Raw genomic sequence first — 17,107 nt, 5'->3', positions numbered from 1 at the left:
AACGAAAAAAGGCAAAGCGCCATGCTTTGCCTTTTTTATTTGCTTTTTCTCTCAGCCATATACTTCTGCAAATAACTGAATATGGCCATGCTCATTTGCTTGTATCCTTCGGAAGTGAGGTGGATGCCATCATCGCTAATCAAGCGATCCAATTCGCCAGAGGATTTAATGTAGGAACGGACATCAATCAAAGGCACCTTTAGTTCTTCAGCGAGGCTTTTCAATTGGCGGTTATACATCCCATGCCAATGTTCGATACCCCCGACATGGGAAACGAAATGTCCGATCGAATGCCCGAACTTATCAGCGATGGATCTGTAATACCTGGCAGGATCCAGTGGTGGAAGTGTTAAAAGGAAAGGTGTAACATGCTTGTCCTGAACCTGTCTGACAAGTTGGGTGATATTTTCCAGATAGCGTTCGATTGGAACGATCGGCAGATGATCACCTTCTGGATTTTTGGCCACTTCGTCCCAATGGAAGTTACAGTCGTTTCCCCCGACCTCTATTAATACGATATCGGGATTTTCAGACATGACATCTTTCTCGACCCTGCTAACCAATAAGTCGGAGTTGTCATTGAACACCCCTTTATTCAAAACTTCCACAAATGGCAATGATTCCGTAAGCTTGGCTAAAGAGTTCGGATAATTTTCTTTGATAATGCGTAGCCGGCCTTTAACATAAGAAATGCCTCTGGTTAAACTGTCTCCAAAACATACGATCTTCAAATTTCTCACCTCAGTATGTGAATGTGTTACTTATCATTTTAGTGGGAGAATGATTTTTCGGCAATCTTTACCCCTATTTATATAGAAGCGATGAAAACCAACAAAAAAAGCGCTGGAGGTCCAGCGCTTTTTTGTTTATTGTACTGATTCCTCTTTTGGAGGTGTTTCTACTCTTGTTTTTCCCATAAAGAACACGGTGATCGCTGCAAGTCCGATCGGAATGAGGGCCAGGGTGAATATTAATGAAATCGAATCGGACATTGCATGAACAATTTTATCCAAGACAAAGTCCGGAATCTCGGCACGTGCATTCGACTCGAAGAGCTGACGTGGGTCCTCCATCAATCCGTTTGTATCTGGGCCTCCTTGCATCCCTTTAAATGCATCCGTCATTTTGCTTGTGAATACATTGTTCTGAATCGCTCCATATATCGTGACACCGAGTGTCATCCCAAAGGACCGGAGGAATGAGTTTGTTGAGTTGGCCGATCCCCGGAATCTCGGTTCCAAATTATGAATGGAGGCAATAGGTAAAAGGGAGAAGGAAAAGCCCATGCCAAAACCAGTCAGAATCATGTACAAGGTTAATAAAGTCCTGCTTGTATCAGGGGTAATGGTCCCTAATAGGAGCATCCCTGCAAAATAACAGATGACGGAAATCGTCATTAAGTTGCGAAAGCTTGTCTTTGTATTGAAGATCCCGCCAATTGCACTTCCGAATACAGAACCAAGCATCATGGGGGTGAGGATCAATCCGGCATTTGTGGCGGACCCCCCGTAAACTGCCTGTACGAAAATTGGGATATAGACGGTTAAAATAATGAATGTACCGCCATAAAGAATGGCCAAAATTTGAGAAGTGGCAAACAATCGCCTTTTAAACAGCCATAATGAAATGATTGGATCCTTTGCTCTTTTTTCGAAAAAGAAGAAAGAAACGAAGAAAACCACAAAGCTAGCAAACAGACCGATGATAGGATAAGAACCCCAACCATACTCTCCGCCCAGTTCGAGCGCAAACATTAAGCTAATAACCGCAATGACGAGAGTTGCTGCGCCACCCCAATCGATTTTCTGCTCTCGTGTGTTGGCTGACTCCATGTAATATCTCCAAATGAAAAATAAAGAAATGATTCCAATCGGAACATTGACGTAGAAAATCCAATTCCAGCTCGAATATTCGGTAATATAAGCACCTAATAGCGGGCCCAATACGCTAGAGGCCCCAAAAACAGCGCCGAAAAGGCCTGTTAATTTTCCGCGTTTCTCAGGCGGGAAAATATCAAAAATGATGGTAAAGGCAATTGGCATCAAAGCGCCTCCGCCTATCCCTTGGATTGCACGGAAGATACTTAACTGCACTATGCTTTGCGCCATGCCACATAAAGCGGAACCGATTAAAAAGACTATGAGACCAAAAATAAAAAACCTTTTTCGTCCATACATGTCGGAAAGCTTACCGAAAATAGGCATGCTTGCCATCGTGGCGACCATATAGGCAGACGTCACCCATACAAACTTATCAAACCCGCCTAATTCAGAAACAATCGTTCCCATTGCAGTCGCAACAATCGTATTATCCATTGCTGACATTAAGATACCCAATAATAAACCGGTAACAATGAATTTTTGGTTTTTTTGTTCGTTCATTTATTTTCCTCCTTCGTATCAACCACTTCATGATTTTCCTTTACATGGTTGAAAGGCTAACGTTAAGATAAATCCAAACATTTATCTTGAAAATCAAGATAAATTCAAGTGTAAAAGGGGTGGCATTTTATGTCAAGCGATAATGGGGTCAATTCAGTTCTGTTAGAGAGTTTAACACATAGCTTGCAACGGTATGGGATGAGATCTGTTTTATTTCAACAAAACATGGCGCAGAAAATAGGGGTGACCCATACAGACTTAAAGACTGCTGAAATATTGAATGAAACAGGACCGATAACCGCTGGTGAACTATCCAAAATTACAGGATTGAGTACGGGTTCTGTTACCGCATTGATCAATCGCCTTGAGATATCCGGGTATGTTAAAAGAGAACGAGATCAAAATGATGGAAGACGGGTTATGATTGCACCGATTTCCGAAAGACAGGATCAGATTAAATCACACTATCAATCGCTCTCCAGTGCCACCAAAAATTTATGTTCCGTTTATAGTGAGCAAGAGTTAAAATTTATCATTCAATTTGTTGAGGATATCACAAAAATCATGGACAAAGAAAATGACAAGTTAATGAGTGAGCGTGAAGGTAGCTGATATGAAGGCTACCTTGAAAGTAGGGGCGCTTTTTGTAGGGAAGGAAAAGGTCACATGGGTGAAGATTTTCGAAGGAAATGAAAAATGTTACATTTCCAATAAAATATATATTGATAATGATTTTCATTATCTGCTAATATGAATCTACAAAACAATTCAAAGGGAGAATACAATATGAAGAAAGCAAAAGCGTCATTAGCAGTCTTACTATCAACCAGCCTATTATTTGGCTGTTCGCAGGAAAAGGAAGATACTAAGCCGGCAGATGATAACGCCAAAGAAACGAGTGCAAGCAAGCTCGATGATGTATCTAGTGAGTACCGTGAATATGCGATTGGTGAAATAGAAGAGTTTGTAAAAGCAACGGAAGAATTTACGACGGCTGTTTCAACTGGTGATATTGAAAAGGCGAAGGAAGTATATGCTCCAGCCCGTATGCATTATGAAAGAGCGGAACCGATTGCCGAAGTATTTGGTGACCTTGATCCCAAAATTGATGCTCGCAAAGGGGACGTCAAAGATGAAGAGTGGGGCGGTTACCACCGAATCGAAATGGGATTATGGGAAGAAAACACAACCAAAGGGTACGAGAAATATGCCAAGCAATTAATGAGTGATGTCAATCTGCTTCGTGCCAAAGTTGAAACGGTTGAGGTAACACCGGATTTGTTAATCACAGGTGCGGTCGATTTATTGAATGAAGTTTCTACCAGTAAAGTTACGGGAGAAGAAGACCGATACTCTCATACGGATTTATATGATTTCGTGGCAAATGTTGAAGGTGCAGAAAAAATTTACGAACTGTTGACACCCGCACTTAAAGAAAAGGATGAGAAGCTTGCTTCGGAAATCCAACAACGTTTTGACGATGTATACGGCTTACTTGAAAAGCATAAAGATGGTGATGGCTATATCTCTTATACGGATTTAAAAGAGTCCGAAGTGAAAGAGTTAAGCCAAGCCATTGATGCATTAGCTGAACCACTTTCGCAAATAGGGATTGTAACGGAGGAATCATAATTGAAAGATAAAACGCCGAATGACGAAATCGAGCTTTTTACTAAAAAAGTAAGTCGTCGAAATATGTTAAAGACAGCAGGAGTCGGTGGAATCGGAGTCATGGTAGGAGCATCTGGATTAGGTGGGTTGTTAACTCTTTCAGATTCAAAGGCAAAGGGGCAAACTAAAGATGTCGTCCCCTTTTATGGTGCTCATCAAGCTGGCATCACCACTGAAACGCAGGATAACCTTTATTTTGCATCATTGGAAGTTACGACAGATAAAAGGTCCGACTTAATCCAATTATTTAAGGACTGGACAGAGGCTGCTGCTCAGATGACGGCGGGAAATTTGATTGGTGAAGCATCCCTTAATGCTAATATGCCTCCAAAAGATACGGGGGAAGCAAAGGAATTATCACCTTCCAATTTAACGATAACTTTTGGAGTGGGTCCGACACTGTTTTCGAAAGATGGCAAAGATCGATTTGGTTTGAAATCTAAAAGCCCTGCTGAATTAAAGGACTTGCCCAAATTCCCTTTAGATGCCTTAGAAGATTCATGGAACGGTGGGGATATTTGTATTCAGGCCTGTGCAGATGACCTTCAAGTCGCTTTTCATGCCGTCCGAAACTTAGTGAGAATCGGAAGAGGGAAAGTGATCATTCATTGGGCACAGACAGGTTTTCAACGAACTAAGCAAGCCGATTCACAAAAAACGACACCGCGTAACTTATTCGGGTTTAAGGATGGGACTGTCAATCCAGATACGAATAATAGCAGTGAAATGAATGAGCATGTATGGGTAAAGGCAGGGGACGGGCCTGACTGGCTTGTTGGCGGCAGTTATATGGTAGTGCGCCGAATTCAGATGTACATTGAGGTTTGGGATCGTACCGTATTGAGGGAGCAAGAAAATACGTTTGGGCGACATCGCGACAGCGGAGCTCCACTAGGGATGAAAAAAGAGTTTGATAGCGTGGATTTAGAAGCCAAAGATCCAAATGGAAATCGGATCATTCCAGAAGATTCGCATATGAGTCTATCCAAGGGTGACGGAAAAGCAAAGATACTGCGGCGTCCTTATTCATATGCAGACGGAATGGATCCTAAGACGGGAAGTTTCAATGCGGGCCTGCTATTCATTTGTTTTCAGCGCAGACCTAGTAAACAATTCATTCCTATACAGGAGCGACTAGCGAAAAATGATAAGCTTAATGAATATATCGTTCACCGGGGGAGCGCCATGTTCGCTTGTCTACCAGGTGCGCAAAAGGGCGGGTATATTGGAGATTCCCTTTTTAGATAAATGGAATATAAAACGAGGACGTGAAATCGCCAGCATGGATGCTTATCCGGGTTGGCGATTTTAGTTCATGATAGGAGGGATCAGTATGACTGTTTCTAAATGGAAGAGTGGGATATTGATTTTAATAGTCGGTCTTTTATTAATTTCATCTCCTGTAAGGATTGTTTCAGCGGGTGAAAACCATGATCAGCTTTTTGTTTATATCGGCGATAGTTTAATGAAGGTAAAAGCCGGGGATCTTGAAGAAGTATCGAAAAATATCGATCGATTCGAGAAAGATTGGAAAGCGATTAAAACGGACAGCGAAGATGCAAAGAAAGTCGATACGCAACTATCCGCCGTAAAAAGTGCTGTGAGAGATCAAGCCAACAAAGATGAAATCAAAAAGCGACTATCGGCATTATCTAGTGCTCTTGTTACATATGATACGAATGAAAACCCTGTTGACAAGACGGACTATAATGATCGGTTACAAGCGATAATCCCTTTAATAGATGAGTTGGACGCTTTGATAACGGAAGGTGACTTTGATCAAGCCAAAGTTCAATATACGAACTTGCTGAATCAATGGACCGACGCAGAGGTCGTTATAAGGGAGAAAAGTGTTGCTACATATGGTGAAATTGAGACAAATATGGCCTTTGTGCGAATAGCCATTACACAAGATCCGCCTGATTCGGATAAAGCCAAAAAGAGCCTGGCTGAATTGAAAGGTCTATTGGAGGATTTCCTTGCTGGTAAGGTTGCAGAAGGAAGTCAGAAGACCTATTCACTTGGAGATGTAACGCAGCTCTTACAAGGAAGTGTAACGAATATTGATAAGGATGACATCGATTCGGCGGTTGATCAGTTAAACAAAATTTTAACGATTTGGCCTAATGTCGAAGGAGAGGTCTCAACAAGGGACAGCAAGCTTTACAGCGATATGGAAACGAAAGTCCCTACCGCAATCAGCTTATTGCAATCGAAAAAAGTAAAGGCTGAGGAAGCGAAGGGAATCGTATCCGATTTAAATACAAGGTTACTCCCCTTGATTGATGATACGAGTTATACAACATGGGATGCCGCACTGATACTTTTACGTGAAGGGTTAGAAGCACTTTTGATTGTAGCTACATTATTGTCTTTCCTAAAGAAAATTGGACAAGCGGACAAACAAAAATGGATTTGGACAGGGGTTGGTGCAGGCTTGGTTGCCAGCTCCGTATTGGCGGTCATTATCAATATTGTTTTCTCTCAGATTACGGCTGCGTCAAGCCGGGAATATATTGAGGGAATCACTGGGGTAATAGCGGTATTGATGATGTTGACAATTGGTCTTTGGCTTCATAGTAAATCGAATGTCCATGCATGGAACAGGTATATCGGCAAGCAAATGAACCACGCCATTGCAACGGGAAGTATCCTTTCTTTCGCGCTTATTAGCTTTTTATCCATATTCCGTGAAGGGGCGGAGACCATTATTTTTTATGCTGGAATGGCGCCTTATATGGAATTAAAGCAGCTACTGAGCGGAATACTCTTGGCCTTCCTCATTTTATTGGTCATTGGTTTCATCATGCTGCGCTACAGTGTGAAATTACCGATGACCCTATTCTTTAAAGTGGCAACGATACTCATATATGCCTTAGCTTTCAAGATTCTTGGCGTCTCTATCCATTCGCTCCAGGTTTCGCAAGTGATACAGACAAATACAATCAGCTCCTTCCCGTTCGTAGAATGGATAGGTCTTTATCCAACAGTGGAAACGCTGGTGCCGCAAGCTGTTTTAATTCTTTTGATCGTGTTGGCAACTTATTGGGTTAAAAGGAGCAATTCTTTACATGCATCCGAATAAAAAGATGGGACTGTCGTATGTCAGTCCCATCTTTTTAGTTTTAGTGAAGAGATCGTTGATGGGAATATCGTTTCCACTGAAAAAGGATAAAGCAGCCGATGCAGAATCCAAGAATGGCTATGAGGGAAGCTAATCCGACCATCAAAGTGAAGATATAACCGACTAAGGTCCAACCAAGCAAGAAAGAAATTAATCCGAGACCTAAGCAAACGACGGCAATAACCTGGTTGAACTGTTGCTGTGAATGATCTTCAGGAATATAATCGGAGGGCTTTTTTTTCAGAAAGAGCTTTGCAAGACGCATAACTAGATTGAAATGAAAGAGAAGACCTGAAAGTCCTGCTGCTAAAGGAATCAGTAATATCCATATTTGCCCCGTTAATAAGGCAGTGGTTACGCTTAATAAAATGACCCATTGATTCGTTCGGACCAAGGGACGGGGGATTGAGCGGATCTCATTCGTCATACTAATACCAACCTTCCTGATGAGTTTTGTTACATTTTATCTTTATTATAATCACTTGTGAAGTGAGATGCTTTAAAAAGGTGAAAATGAAAAGTCTTACCTCTTGTTTATAATAATTTTAATTTAGTATTGATTATCACTTGAAAGGTGGTATAATAATATTTAACAAGCATTATTAAAGTTGGGAGGACAGTATAAATGGTAGCAAAAGTCTGTGAAACATGCGGGACACCAATAAAAAAACTAAAGCATTCTTCCCTATGCCAGTGCGGTCCTAAAATATTGAGCAATCATTTAACAATTAAAAAATAAAATCCATAGGTCAAATCATAGATTAAACCGATTATTCAATTAATCGGTTTTTTGTTTTCCCATGAAGGGGATAGATAAAGCAATATAATATCTGTTTATCCAATAATAAATATTTTTCATTTCAGTTAAAATAATGTACGATTAGAGGATAGAATAAAACGTCACGGTGGAAATGACATAATCAATTTGTCTAAACCATCACGCGACGGTTTGGAGGGGTTATATTGGGAACGAGACATTAAAAATTGGCGAGTTGGCGGAAATGGCTAATGTTACGAAACGAACCGTTGATTATTATACGAATTTAGGTTTGCTTAAAGCAGAACGTTCCGCCTCCAATTACCGTTATTATTCAGTCGGTGAACTTGAAAGGCTACGCTTGATCGAGGGATATAAAAGAAAAAACCTTTCATTAGAAGACATAAAAAAAATAATGAAACAAGACAAGGAAGCTGCATTAGCAATTGAAGAAACAGGGCTTCAACTGAAACACAAAATGGATGGCCTGAACGAGGAAATTCAAGAGGTCATCAGCCTGATTAAAAAGGACGAAAAAAATGAGCTTCTTCTAAAAAAACAGATTTCCCATGAAAGCATGGCCTTGATCCAATCATTATTAGTTTTGCTAGTATGATTCAAATTTATTCCCTATAGTTTAATGCATAAAGGTGCATATTAACGATATAGGCTAAATGGTTTTGTTATAAGGCAATCGCTTTTTGGAACAAAAATAACCATTTATACAGGAGGTGCTTGGGATTAAACCGTGTATGTCCAGTCCAAATGTAATAAGGGCAGGTCTTTCATGGTCAACCCGCACATATTGGAGATTTTTATAAAATTATTAGCAGTAGCTGTATTAATAGCATTAACCGCATTTTTCGTTGCCTCGGAATTTGCAATCGTAAAGGTCAGAAGTTCCCGCATCAACCAATTGATTGAAGAAGGGCATAGAAATGCACTTGCAGCCAAGAAAGTGACGACTCATATCGATGAGTACTTATCTGCCTGTCAATTAGGTATTACTGTAACGGCATTAGGCTTAGGGGTGTTAGGTGAACCGACCGTTGAGGCAATTTTAAAACCGTTGTTCACTAAATGGGGATTAGAGGAATCCGTAGGTCACATCATCTCATTCATAATCGCATTTGGTTCTGTAACATTCCTGCACGTTGTAGTAGGGGAACTGGCGCCAAAAACTGTTGCGATTCAAAAAGCGGAAGAAGTAACCTTACTTTTTTCCAAGCCATTAATCCTCTTTTACCGCATTTTGTATCCTTTTATATGGTTACTGAATGGTTCTGCCCGTGTCCTAACAGGCATATTCGGTTTAAAGCCGGCTTCTGAGTCCGAAATGGCCCACTCGGAAGAGGAACTGCGCATCATTTTATCAGAAAGCTATAAAAGCGGTGAGATCAATCAATCGGAATACAAATATGTAAATCAGATATTTGAATTTGATGAGCGTATAGCCAATGAAATAATGGTTCCGCGTACGGAAATGACTGTTATTGAAAAGGGCATGCCTTTATTGGAAGTTGTTGAACTGATTCAAGAGGAGCAATACACAAGATACCCGGTCATTGACGGTGATAAAGATAATGTCGTGGGCATGGTCAATATCAAGCGTCTTTATACCGCGACGATTACAGAAGAAAATGTATCAGCATTGACGGTTGATTCATTTGTTACTCCTGTCATTCGTGTTCTTGAAACGATCGCCATTCATGATCTGCTGCTGAAAATGCAGAAGGAACGGATTCATATGGCAGTTTTGACAGATGAATATGGTGGAACTGCAGGTTTGGTTACGGTGGAAGACATTCTTGAAGAAATTGTCGGGGAAATACGTGATGAATTTGACCAAGATGAACGTCCGCTTATTCAAAAAATTGATGAGGGACATTATGTATTCAACGCAAAAACATTAGTTGAAGATGTCAATGATACCCTTGCGATAGATTTGCCAGAGGAAGATATCGATACATTGGGCGGATGGTTCCTGACAGGAAGATTTGAGATTGCGGTCGGGGATAAAATTGAATACGCCGGATATGAATTTACCGTAAAGGAAATGGACGGCCACCATGTTTTATATGTTGAAGTAAAGAAAACTCAATAAACAGGACCGCAATAAAAAACCGAAAGTGAAATTTTCGGTTTTTTTTATGCGTTCATATTGAATGACCTTTGGTTTTTTATGACCATGGCAAAGGCAGACTTCCACTTAATTGGAAAATGAATTCATATTAAATAACCCTGTAGATAACCATTCTATGTTGGAAAATGTTAAAATGGAGTTTGAGCAATGAATCTATCTATATATCATGTTAAATGAAAGCATATAAGGAAATGAAGTATTACTGATTGATAGTATAAAGATTTATTTTGCACTGCCGTTTATTACTGGCTGTTTATAAATAAGTATTGAAGGTGGGGGGAAAATGGGTTTTAAGAAGAAGCAAATGTTAGGATTCGGTTTAATCTTGCTTTTCTTGGCTATATTACTTTCTTTCATGATGTTTACGCTTAACAATTTAAAAAGCAGCATGACTGAAATCGTTGAAAATCGCTATGAAAAAGTTCAAGCTTCGATGGAAATTCGTCAGCTGTTTTCAAGGTCGGACCGTGAAATTTTGTTCGCTGCAAATGATGCAAACAAAGAAGAAAGAGCAAAAAGCCTTGAAATCATCAATGAGAATCATAGTTTGATTGAATCAAAAATTGCTGGTTTATCAGGTTCATTAAATAAGGTAAAAGCAAAGCAATTATTGAAAGAGTTCGAAACTCAATATGCTTCTTACTCCATAACAGAGGCTGAAATCATTCAAAAGATACAAGCGGGAGACGCTTCGGATAGTCTTTCCAATTTGATGGATGATCAAAGGGAAAAACGGACGAAAGTCATCAGTACAATGGATGACTTTAAAGATTACCAAGAAGGTGTCATGAATGATACCTTAAGTAATTCGAAACAAACCTATGAAGATATGATTGGTTTTGTAATTTTTGCTGTTATTCTAAGCATTTTAGTTATTTCTGTTACGGTTGTTTGGATGATTCGTAGTACTTCAAAGGATCTGCTGTCCATTACGAAGGTCATCAATAATATCGATTTTAAAAATTTATCGGTAGTACCAAGAATACCGGTTCGAACGAATGATGAGATTGGTGATATCGCCCGGTCCTTTAATGATATGGCGGAATCGCTCGAAGTCTATAATCAAAAAGAGAAAGATTTCACTGAAAAGATCAGTGAGCAGAACTGGATTCAGACCCGTGTTGCGGATATGGCCACCATGTATCAGCGCATTGTCGATGTGGAAGTTCTGGCTGACCGGTTCATTACAAGACTTGCACCGATGATGGGAGCTTCAATCGCAGCTTTTTACGTCAAGCGAGGTCAGGGTGACGATATGCGTTTTGTGAAGCTTGCCAGCTTTGCAGGAGATGGCAAGGACTCAGGCAGACGTGAATTCAGATTGGGAGAGGGTTTGATTGGACAATGTGCCCTTGAAAAGAAATCGAAAGTCATTAACGATATCCCTGAAAACTTCCAGTTGGTTACAACAGGGCTAGGTGAAGTCAACCCGAAAAGCATTGTCATAGCGCCAGTCGTTTTTGAGGATGAAGTTGCAGCGATGGTCGAATTGGCAAGTTTGGAAGACTTTACGCAGATGCAAAAACATTTTCTATATCAGGTTCTCGATACTCTAGGCATCACGATTAATAATGTAGAGGGCCGGATGGAAATTGAGCGTTTATTGAAAGAATCACAGGCACAGACCGAAGAGTTACAGGCTCAATCAGAAGAATTGCAATCACAGTCAGAGGAAATGCAAGCCCAATCAGAGGAACTGCAAACACAGGCTGAAGAGTTACGAATGATCAATGAACAATTGGAAGAGAGAAACCGTGAAACTGAAGATAAATCGAAAGAGCTTCAAGTTACAAAACTAAACCTTGAAAAACAAGCGGAAGAATTAAAGTTAAGTTCAAAATATAAATCGGAGTTCATGGCAAATATGTCCCATGAATTGCGGACACCGCTCAATAGTATTTTGATCTTATCAGAAATGCTTTCTGATACAAATGAAAGTAAATTAAATGAAGAGCAACAGGAATTCGCCCGTGTTATTAACTCATCGGGCCAAGATTTATTAACGTTGATCAATGATATTTTGGATTTATCCAAAGTTGAAGTTGGAAAGCTCGAAGTGGTCTTTGACGAAATGAATATGAGTGAACTCCCTGAGTTATTGCATCGTAACTTCGACCATGTAGCGAAGAAAAAGAACATTGACTTTAAAATAGAAAAAGATAAAAATGTTCCGGATATTTTCTTTACGGATGAACAACGCTTCCAGCAAATTTTGAAAAACTTGTTATCCAATGCGTTTAAATTCACAGAAAAAGGTTCAGTTACTGTCAGAATCAAAAAAGCTGAGGAAGAAAATGTTGCTCAATGGATACAGACAAAAGGAGCAAGCAATTGGGTTGAAATCAAGGTGACGGATACCGGCATCGGAATTTCAAAAGAAAAGCAAAAAATTATCTTTGAGGCGTTCCAACAGGGTGACGGAGCTACAATGAGAAAATATGGAGGAACAGGTCTTGGGCTATCCATTTGCCGGGAGTTTGCTAAACTCTTGGGAGGCTGGGTCATTGTAGATAGTGAAGAGGGGCATGGCAGTACCTTTACTTTCTTTATTCCAAGCATGCCAGATGGCTTCAAAAATGTTGGTGAAGCAATAGCTGCTTCTCCAGAAGTGGCAGCAGCTAACCATGATGAGTCTGCTGCACCTTTTGACGATCAGAAAGAATCTGATGCAGGAATAAAAAATGAAGAAAGTCCGAATGAGGCAAAACCTTTCTGCAATAAAACAGTACTTGTCGTCGATGATGACCACCGAAATATATTTGCGCTGAAAAATGCCCTGAAGCACGAGGGAATGAAAATCCTTACAGCTGAAAACGGCTATGAATGTTTGGAACTCCTTGAAAAAGGAAATAATATAGATGCAATATTAATGGACATCATGATGCCAGGCATGGACGGTTACGAAACGATGACTAGAATTCGCGAGCAGAATAAGTTCGAGAGTCTTCCAATCATCGCGCTAACTGCCAAAGCGATGAAGGGCGATAGGGAAAAATGCCTGAAGGCCGGCGCGTCCGATTATGTCAGCAAGCCATTAAAATTAGATCAGTTACTATCGGTTCTGAGGGTATGGCTGACTGATTAATTGATTGATAGAACGGGTAAGGAAGGTTTTGCATGAAGGATACTTTAACTGTTGAAGAACGTGAAGATATAGAAATCGAATTATTGTTACAGGCGATTTATTCTGTTTCCGGCTTTGACTTTCGCAAATATATGCGTACTTCAATTAAAAGAAGAATCGAAAATCGAATGAGGCTGGACCATATTCGCAGAATTAGCGGAATGATTGAAATGGTTTTATATGAAAAAGGGTATGTTGAGAAGCTTTTGAAGGATTTTTCGATAAACGTCACTGAGATGTTTCGCGACCCGGAATTCTTTAAAGCTTTTCGTTTGAATATTGTTCCGCTTTTGAAAAACCTTCCCGAAATCAGAATTTGGCATGCGGGTTGTTCGACTGGTGAAGAAGCCTTCTCCATGGCCATCATCCTTAAGGAAGAAGGGCTTTATGATAAGGCAAGGATTTATGCGACCGATATGAATGAAGATGTCCTCCGTCACGCGGAAAAAGGAATACTACCTTTAAATAGAATGCAGTCTTATACGAAAAACTATATGCACGCTGGCGGTAACCAGGAATTTTCGGAGTATTACACAACCGATTATCAAAATGCTTATCTTGATTCGAGTCTTCTTAAAAACATTGTGTTTTTCCAGCATAATTTAGTTACTGATGGTTCGTTCAATGAGTTTCATATCATCATGTGCAGGAATGTGATGATTTACTTTACCGGTGAATTGCAGACCTATGTTAAACAATTGTTTTATGACAGTCTATGTAAAGATGGATTCCTTGCAGTTGGGAGCAAGGAAACACTTCATTCATCAACCTTTTTGGAAGAATATGAGGACTTTGACTCAAAAGAACGAATTTATCGGAAATTATAAAAGGAAAGAGTTCGCTTATATGCGGACTCTTTCTTTTTTATTTAGAGAATTTTTCAGTTTTTTTATATTTTTATGTTTATGGTGCGAAAGGAAAGGGAATATACAAGAAGTTAGTCTGCAAGCATAACTGCCATCGTGGTCTATTATTATTATTAGAGCCTACATTTCGTTATAATAAAATAGAAATAAACACGTTATGGGAGCTTTATTAATGTACTGATCCTATATAAAGATAATGTTGCCGCTCGATATAAGCCAAAAGGGGAATGAAAGAATGACGATTTTAATCGTAGATGATAACCAGGTAAACCTTTTCGTTATAGAGAAAATTTTAAAACGGGCTGGCTATACGGATTTTCTATCATTAACTTCAGCTGTTGAGATGTTTGAATATTTACAGGTGGATAGTCCGCAACCAAAAGAGACTTCCGTTGACATCATTCTTCTTGATATCATGATGCCGGAGATCGATGGGATAGAGGCATGCAGAAGACTTCAAAGCATTCCTCACCTTAAAGATATACCCGTTATTTTTGTGACCGCTCTCGAAGATTCAAACAAAGTGGCCGAAGCACTTGATGTGGGCGGAATCGATTATATTATGAAGCCTATAAATAAAATAGATTTACTCGCGAGAATACGCGTAGGGTTAAGGCTTAAATATGAAAAAGATTGGCATAAAACGCAGGATGAAAAAATTCGCAACGAATTGGATCTGTCCATGCAGGTTCAAAGCAGCTTGTTAAGTGAGCCCATTGTAGGTGATCATTTAACCATAAGAGCATCCTACTTGCCCGCAAATAAATTAGCAGGGGATATGTACTATTGGCATCGTATTGATGAAAATCGTTATGGGATCATCCTGTTGGACATGATGGGGCATGGCATTTCCGCCTCCCTTGTGTGTATGTTCATTTCATCCGTTTTGAGGGATGCCATTAGAACGCATACGGATCCAGTTGCAGTCATAAATGAAATGAATCATTGGATGAGTATCCTTAACAAGGAAGACAACCAAGTGCATTATTATTTTACCGCGATATATATGATCATAGATACAGAGCAAAAAACGGTGGAATATGTTAATGCTGGACATCCCCCAGGCTTTGCTTTAATGGATGATGGAAAAGTGGCCTCGCTTTCAAAAGGGACATGTCCCGTTGGTTTCTTCACTGAGATGAAAATAGAGAAATCCACCATTCATTATGAAGAAAGGATTCAGCTTCTGTTATTCACGGATGGAGTCATGGAGGCTATAGATCGAGAAGGGACGGAAGGGCTGGACCAAATACAAGAAGCGGTCACGACGAGATGGTTTGATTGTAAAGAAACCGCCCCTATTGATTTTGTGATGCCTTCGGATATGCAGCAAGATCAACCCGATGATATGTGTGTTGTGGTTATTCAAGCTAATTGAAAAGGAAGAGGCGGCAGATTATCTGCCGCCTCTTCTCTATAGTGTGGGATCCTGTTAGAATGTTCGTTAATGTTTATTTTTTAATTTACTAATGTCATCTTGAAGATTGCCTTTTAATTTATCGACTTTACCTTCTGCTTGTAAGTGAGGATCATTTTTCGCGTTTCCGACTTGGTCTTTCGTTTCACCTTTTACCTTATTTACAGTACTTTTAACTTTGTCTGATAATCCGCTCATTATGTTACCTCCCTTTTCTTTATATACTATATATACCCGTGAAGTGTATACGTAAACCAATTAGTATAGAGGAAAGAGGTTACGAAGCAATTGATGCCTTTTTACTGTGCTTTTGAATGAACTGATAAGACTTTTCAATAATATGATCTTTATCATGATCCATTGATGCCACATGATATGAATTTTCAAGGGATACCATTTCCTTATCATCGGATGTAACAGTTTCATATATCTGATAGGAACATAAGTCTGGTACAACGTGATCTTCTGGAGAATGGAAGATAAGTATTGGACAAGTAATGTTCTTGAGTCGTTGACTTGTATGTTCCATTATATCAAGCAATTGTTTAATCGCTTTAGAGGGAACTTGGTCATAGGTGATTTCTTTAGTGGTATCGTCCTTTATGTCAGCTTTGCCTTCAGGAATGAAGCGTGGATCCAATTGGTTACGATATACTTCATATTCCGGAACTTGGAGAGCGGCGTTGATCGTGAGAATCCCATCACAAGCTACCTTTGTCGCTAAATCAAGGATAAGAGCGCCACCCATCGATTGTCCGATAGCAAAAACATGGGTGCAGGTTCGCTTTAATTTTGCATAGGCCATTTCAACATCATGTATCCATTCCTTATAAAGGGTCGTTTCCATTTCAAATTCATCCGTTCCGTGACCAGCCAAACGAGGAGCGAAGACAGTAAAGCCTTTGGCAGCAAAGTTTTCACCTAAATACCTTACGCTTTGTGGTGTTCCATTAAAACCGTGGCAAATGAGGATACCGATAGAATTGCCGGGTAAGAAAAAAGATTCCGCACCTGGTATTACCTTTGCTGCTGTCATATATCCATCTCCTTTAATTTTTAAAAGTCAGGTGTAAACGCACAATATTAACTATTCCGATTATATTACTTGGTTATATATTAGCATAATGGGAATTGGATAGTCAACTTGGATATATCTCTATCTTCATTAGAATAAGAAGCTGCTTATGTTGCATAAAACCCCTGATATCCTATCTATGGTGCTGGATAGGGTGGATCGCTGCAGTGGAATCTTCATTTTCCTTGATGAATGCTTTTTCCGAGGAGAAGGAACCGACAGACGCGATAGTAATAAGGGGAAAAAGATGATTTGATTGAGAGGAGGGACAAGGCGAATTTTTATATTTCTACTTTATACCACGGCAGATGGATACTACTTAATCAACAACAAGACAACCTAGTGTATTTTCAACTCTTTCTATTATAAAGGCACTGTCTGACTTTGAATGGTTGATCAAGAATAAGCTAATAAACTGGTCAGGAAATAAAATATATCATTACATAGAAAAAGCATTGACTTTAAAGTGAAATAGGATTAATATAAATAAGCACCAAGTACGACAAACAAAAAACTTCATCCACTTTTGGTAGATTAACTAAAAGAAAT

Annotated in this window: 14 protein-coding genes; 9 read left to right on the top strand and 5 right to left on the bottom strand. The window is 39.6% G+C overall.

Features of this window, described 5'->3' with window-relative positions; all coding sequences use genetic code 11:
* Positions 1-35: 35 nt before the first annotated feature.
* Positions 36-731 carry an SGNH/GDSL hydrolase family protein gene (locus ACFWE9_RS06475; protein WP_230161174.1) on the bottom strand — a complete coding sequence of 232 codons (696 nt, stop codon included), beginning with the start codon at positions 729-731 and terminating at the stop codon, positions 36-38.
* 135 nt (positions 732-866) lie between these two features.
* Positions 867-2,381 carry an MDR family MFS transporter gene (locus ACFWE9_RS06470; RefSeq protein ID WP_230161172.1) on the bottom strand — a complete coding sequence of 505 codons (1,515 nt, stop codon included), beginning with the start codon at positions 2,379-2,381 and terminating at the stop codon, positions 867-869.
* 129 nt (positions 2,382-2,510) lie between these two features.
* Between ACFWE9_RS06470 and ACFWE9_RS06465 the strand changes: the two genes are divergently transcribed.
* From ACFWE9_RS06465 to ACFWE9_RS06450, 4 genes are all read left to right on the top strand, one after another.
* Complete coding sequence (locus tag ACFWE9_RS06465) at positions 2,511-2,993, top strand: MarR family winged helix-turn-helix transcriptional regulator (RefSeq protein WP_230161170.1); 483 nt, start codon at positions 2,511-2,513, stop codon at positions 2,991-2,993.
* A gap of 174 nt (positions 2,994-3,167) precedes the next feature.
* On the top strand, positions 3,168-4,013 hold the full coding sequence (gene efeO / locus ACFWE9_RS06460) for an iron uptake system protein EfeO (protein WP_230161168.1): 846 nt from the start codon (positions 3,168-3,170) through the stop codon (positions 4,011-4,013).
* Positions 4,014-5,300, top strand: coding sequence for an iron uptake transporter deferrochelatase/peroxidase subunit (gene efeB, locus ACFWE9_RS06455; RefSeq protein ID WP_230161166.1), 1,287 nt, complete (start codon positions 4,014-4,016; stop codon positions 5,298-5,300).
* Positions 5,301-5,385: 85 nt separating this feature from the next.
* Entirely contained in the window at positions 5,386-7,137 is a 1,752-nt protein-coding gene (locus ACFWE9_RS06450; RefSeq protein WP_230161165.1) for an FTR1 family iron permease, read from the top strand.
* A gap of 40 nt (positions 7,138-7,177) precedes the next feature.
* Here the strand turns inward: ACFWE9_RS06450 and ACFWE9_RS06445 are convergent, their stop codons facing one another.
* Positions 7,178-7,603 (bottom strand): DUF4395 domain-containing protein, encoded by a 426-nt coding sequence (locus ACFWE9_RS06445; RefSeq protein ID WP_377356100.1) that lies wholly within the window; start codon positions 7,601-7,603, stop codon positions 7,178-7,180.
* 574 nt (positions 7,604-8,177) lie between these two features.
* On the opposite strand from ACFWE9_RS06445, the gene ACFWE9_RS06440 reads away from it, so the two are divergent.
* The 5 genes from ACFWE9_RS06440 to ACFWE9_RS06420 all read left to right on the top strand — a co-directional run bounded on the left by ACFWE9_RS06440 (position 8,178) and on the right by ACFWE9_RS06420 (position 15,444).
* Positions 8,178-8,549: a MerR family transcriptional regulator gene (locus ACFWE9_RS06440; protein ID WP_230161160.1), complete on the top strand. Its 372-nt coding sequence runs from the start codon at positions 8,178-8,180 to the stop codon at positions 8,547-8,549.
* Positions 8,550-8,738: 189 nt separating this feature from the next.
* Positions 8,739-10,037 (top strand): hemolysin family protein, encoded by a 1,299-nt coding sequence (locus ACFWE9_RS06435; protein WP_230161278.1) that lies wholly within the window; start codon positions 8,739-8,741, stop codon positions 10,035-10,037.
* A gap of 322 nt (positions 10,038-10,359) precedes the next feature.
* Positions 10,360-13,161, top strand: a complete 2,802-nt coding sequence (locus ACFWE9_RS06430; RefSeq protein WP_230161158.1) for a response regulator — start codon at positions 10,360-10,362, stop codon at positions 13,159-13,161.
* Positions 13,162-13,193: 32 nt separating this feature from the next.
* A complete protein-coding gene (locus tag ACFWE9_RS06425; RefSeq protein WP_230161155.1) occupies positions 13,194-14,027 on the top strand; it encodes a CheR family methyltransferase in 834 nt (277 codons plus the stop codon).
* Positions 14,028-14,301: 274 nt separating this feature from the next.
* Entirely contained in the window at positions 14,302-15,444 is a 1,143-nt protein-coding gene (locus tag ACFWE9_RS06420; RefSeq protein WP_230161153.1) for a PP2C family protein-serine/threonine phosphatase, read from the top strand.
* Between the two features lie 66 nt (positions 15,445-15,510).
* Here ACFWE9_RS06420 and ACFWE9_RS06415 read toward each other — a convergent pair whose 3' ends face one another.
* Both ACFWE9_RS06415 and ACFWE9_RS06410 read right to left on the bottom strand, forming a co-directional pair.
* Positions 15,511-15,681, bottom strand: a complete 171-nt coding sequence (locus ACFWE9_RS06415; protein ID WP_230161152.1) for a CsbD family protein — start codon at positions 15,679-15,681, stop codon at positions 15,511-15,513.
* Positions 15,682-15,760: 79 nt separating this feature from the next.
* Positions 15,761-16,519, bottom strand: coding sequence for an alpha/beta hydrolase (locus ACFWE9_RS06410; RefSeq protein WP_230161150.1), 759 nt, complete (start codon positions 16,517-16,519; stop codon positions 15,761-15,763).
* Positions 16,520-17,107: the final 588 nt, after the last annotated feature.

The sequence above is a fragment of the Peribacillus sp. NPDC060253 genome (assembly GCF_042727425.1).
Taxonomy (GTDB): Bacteria; Bacillota; Bacilli; order Bacillales; family DSM-1321; genus Peribacillus.
Note: the sequence above shows the minus strand (reverse complement) of the source record. Positions and strands in the feature narration are given on the sequence as shown.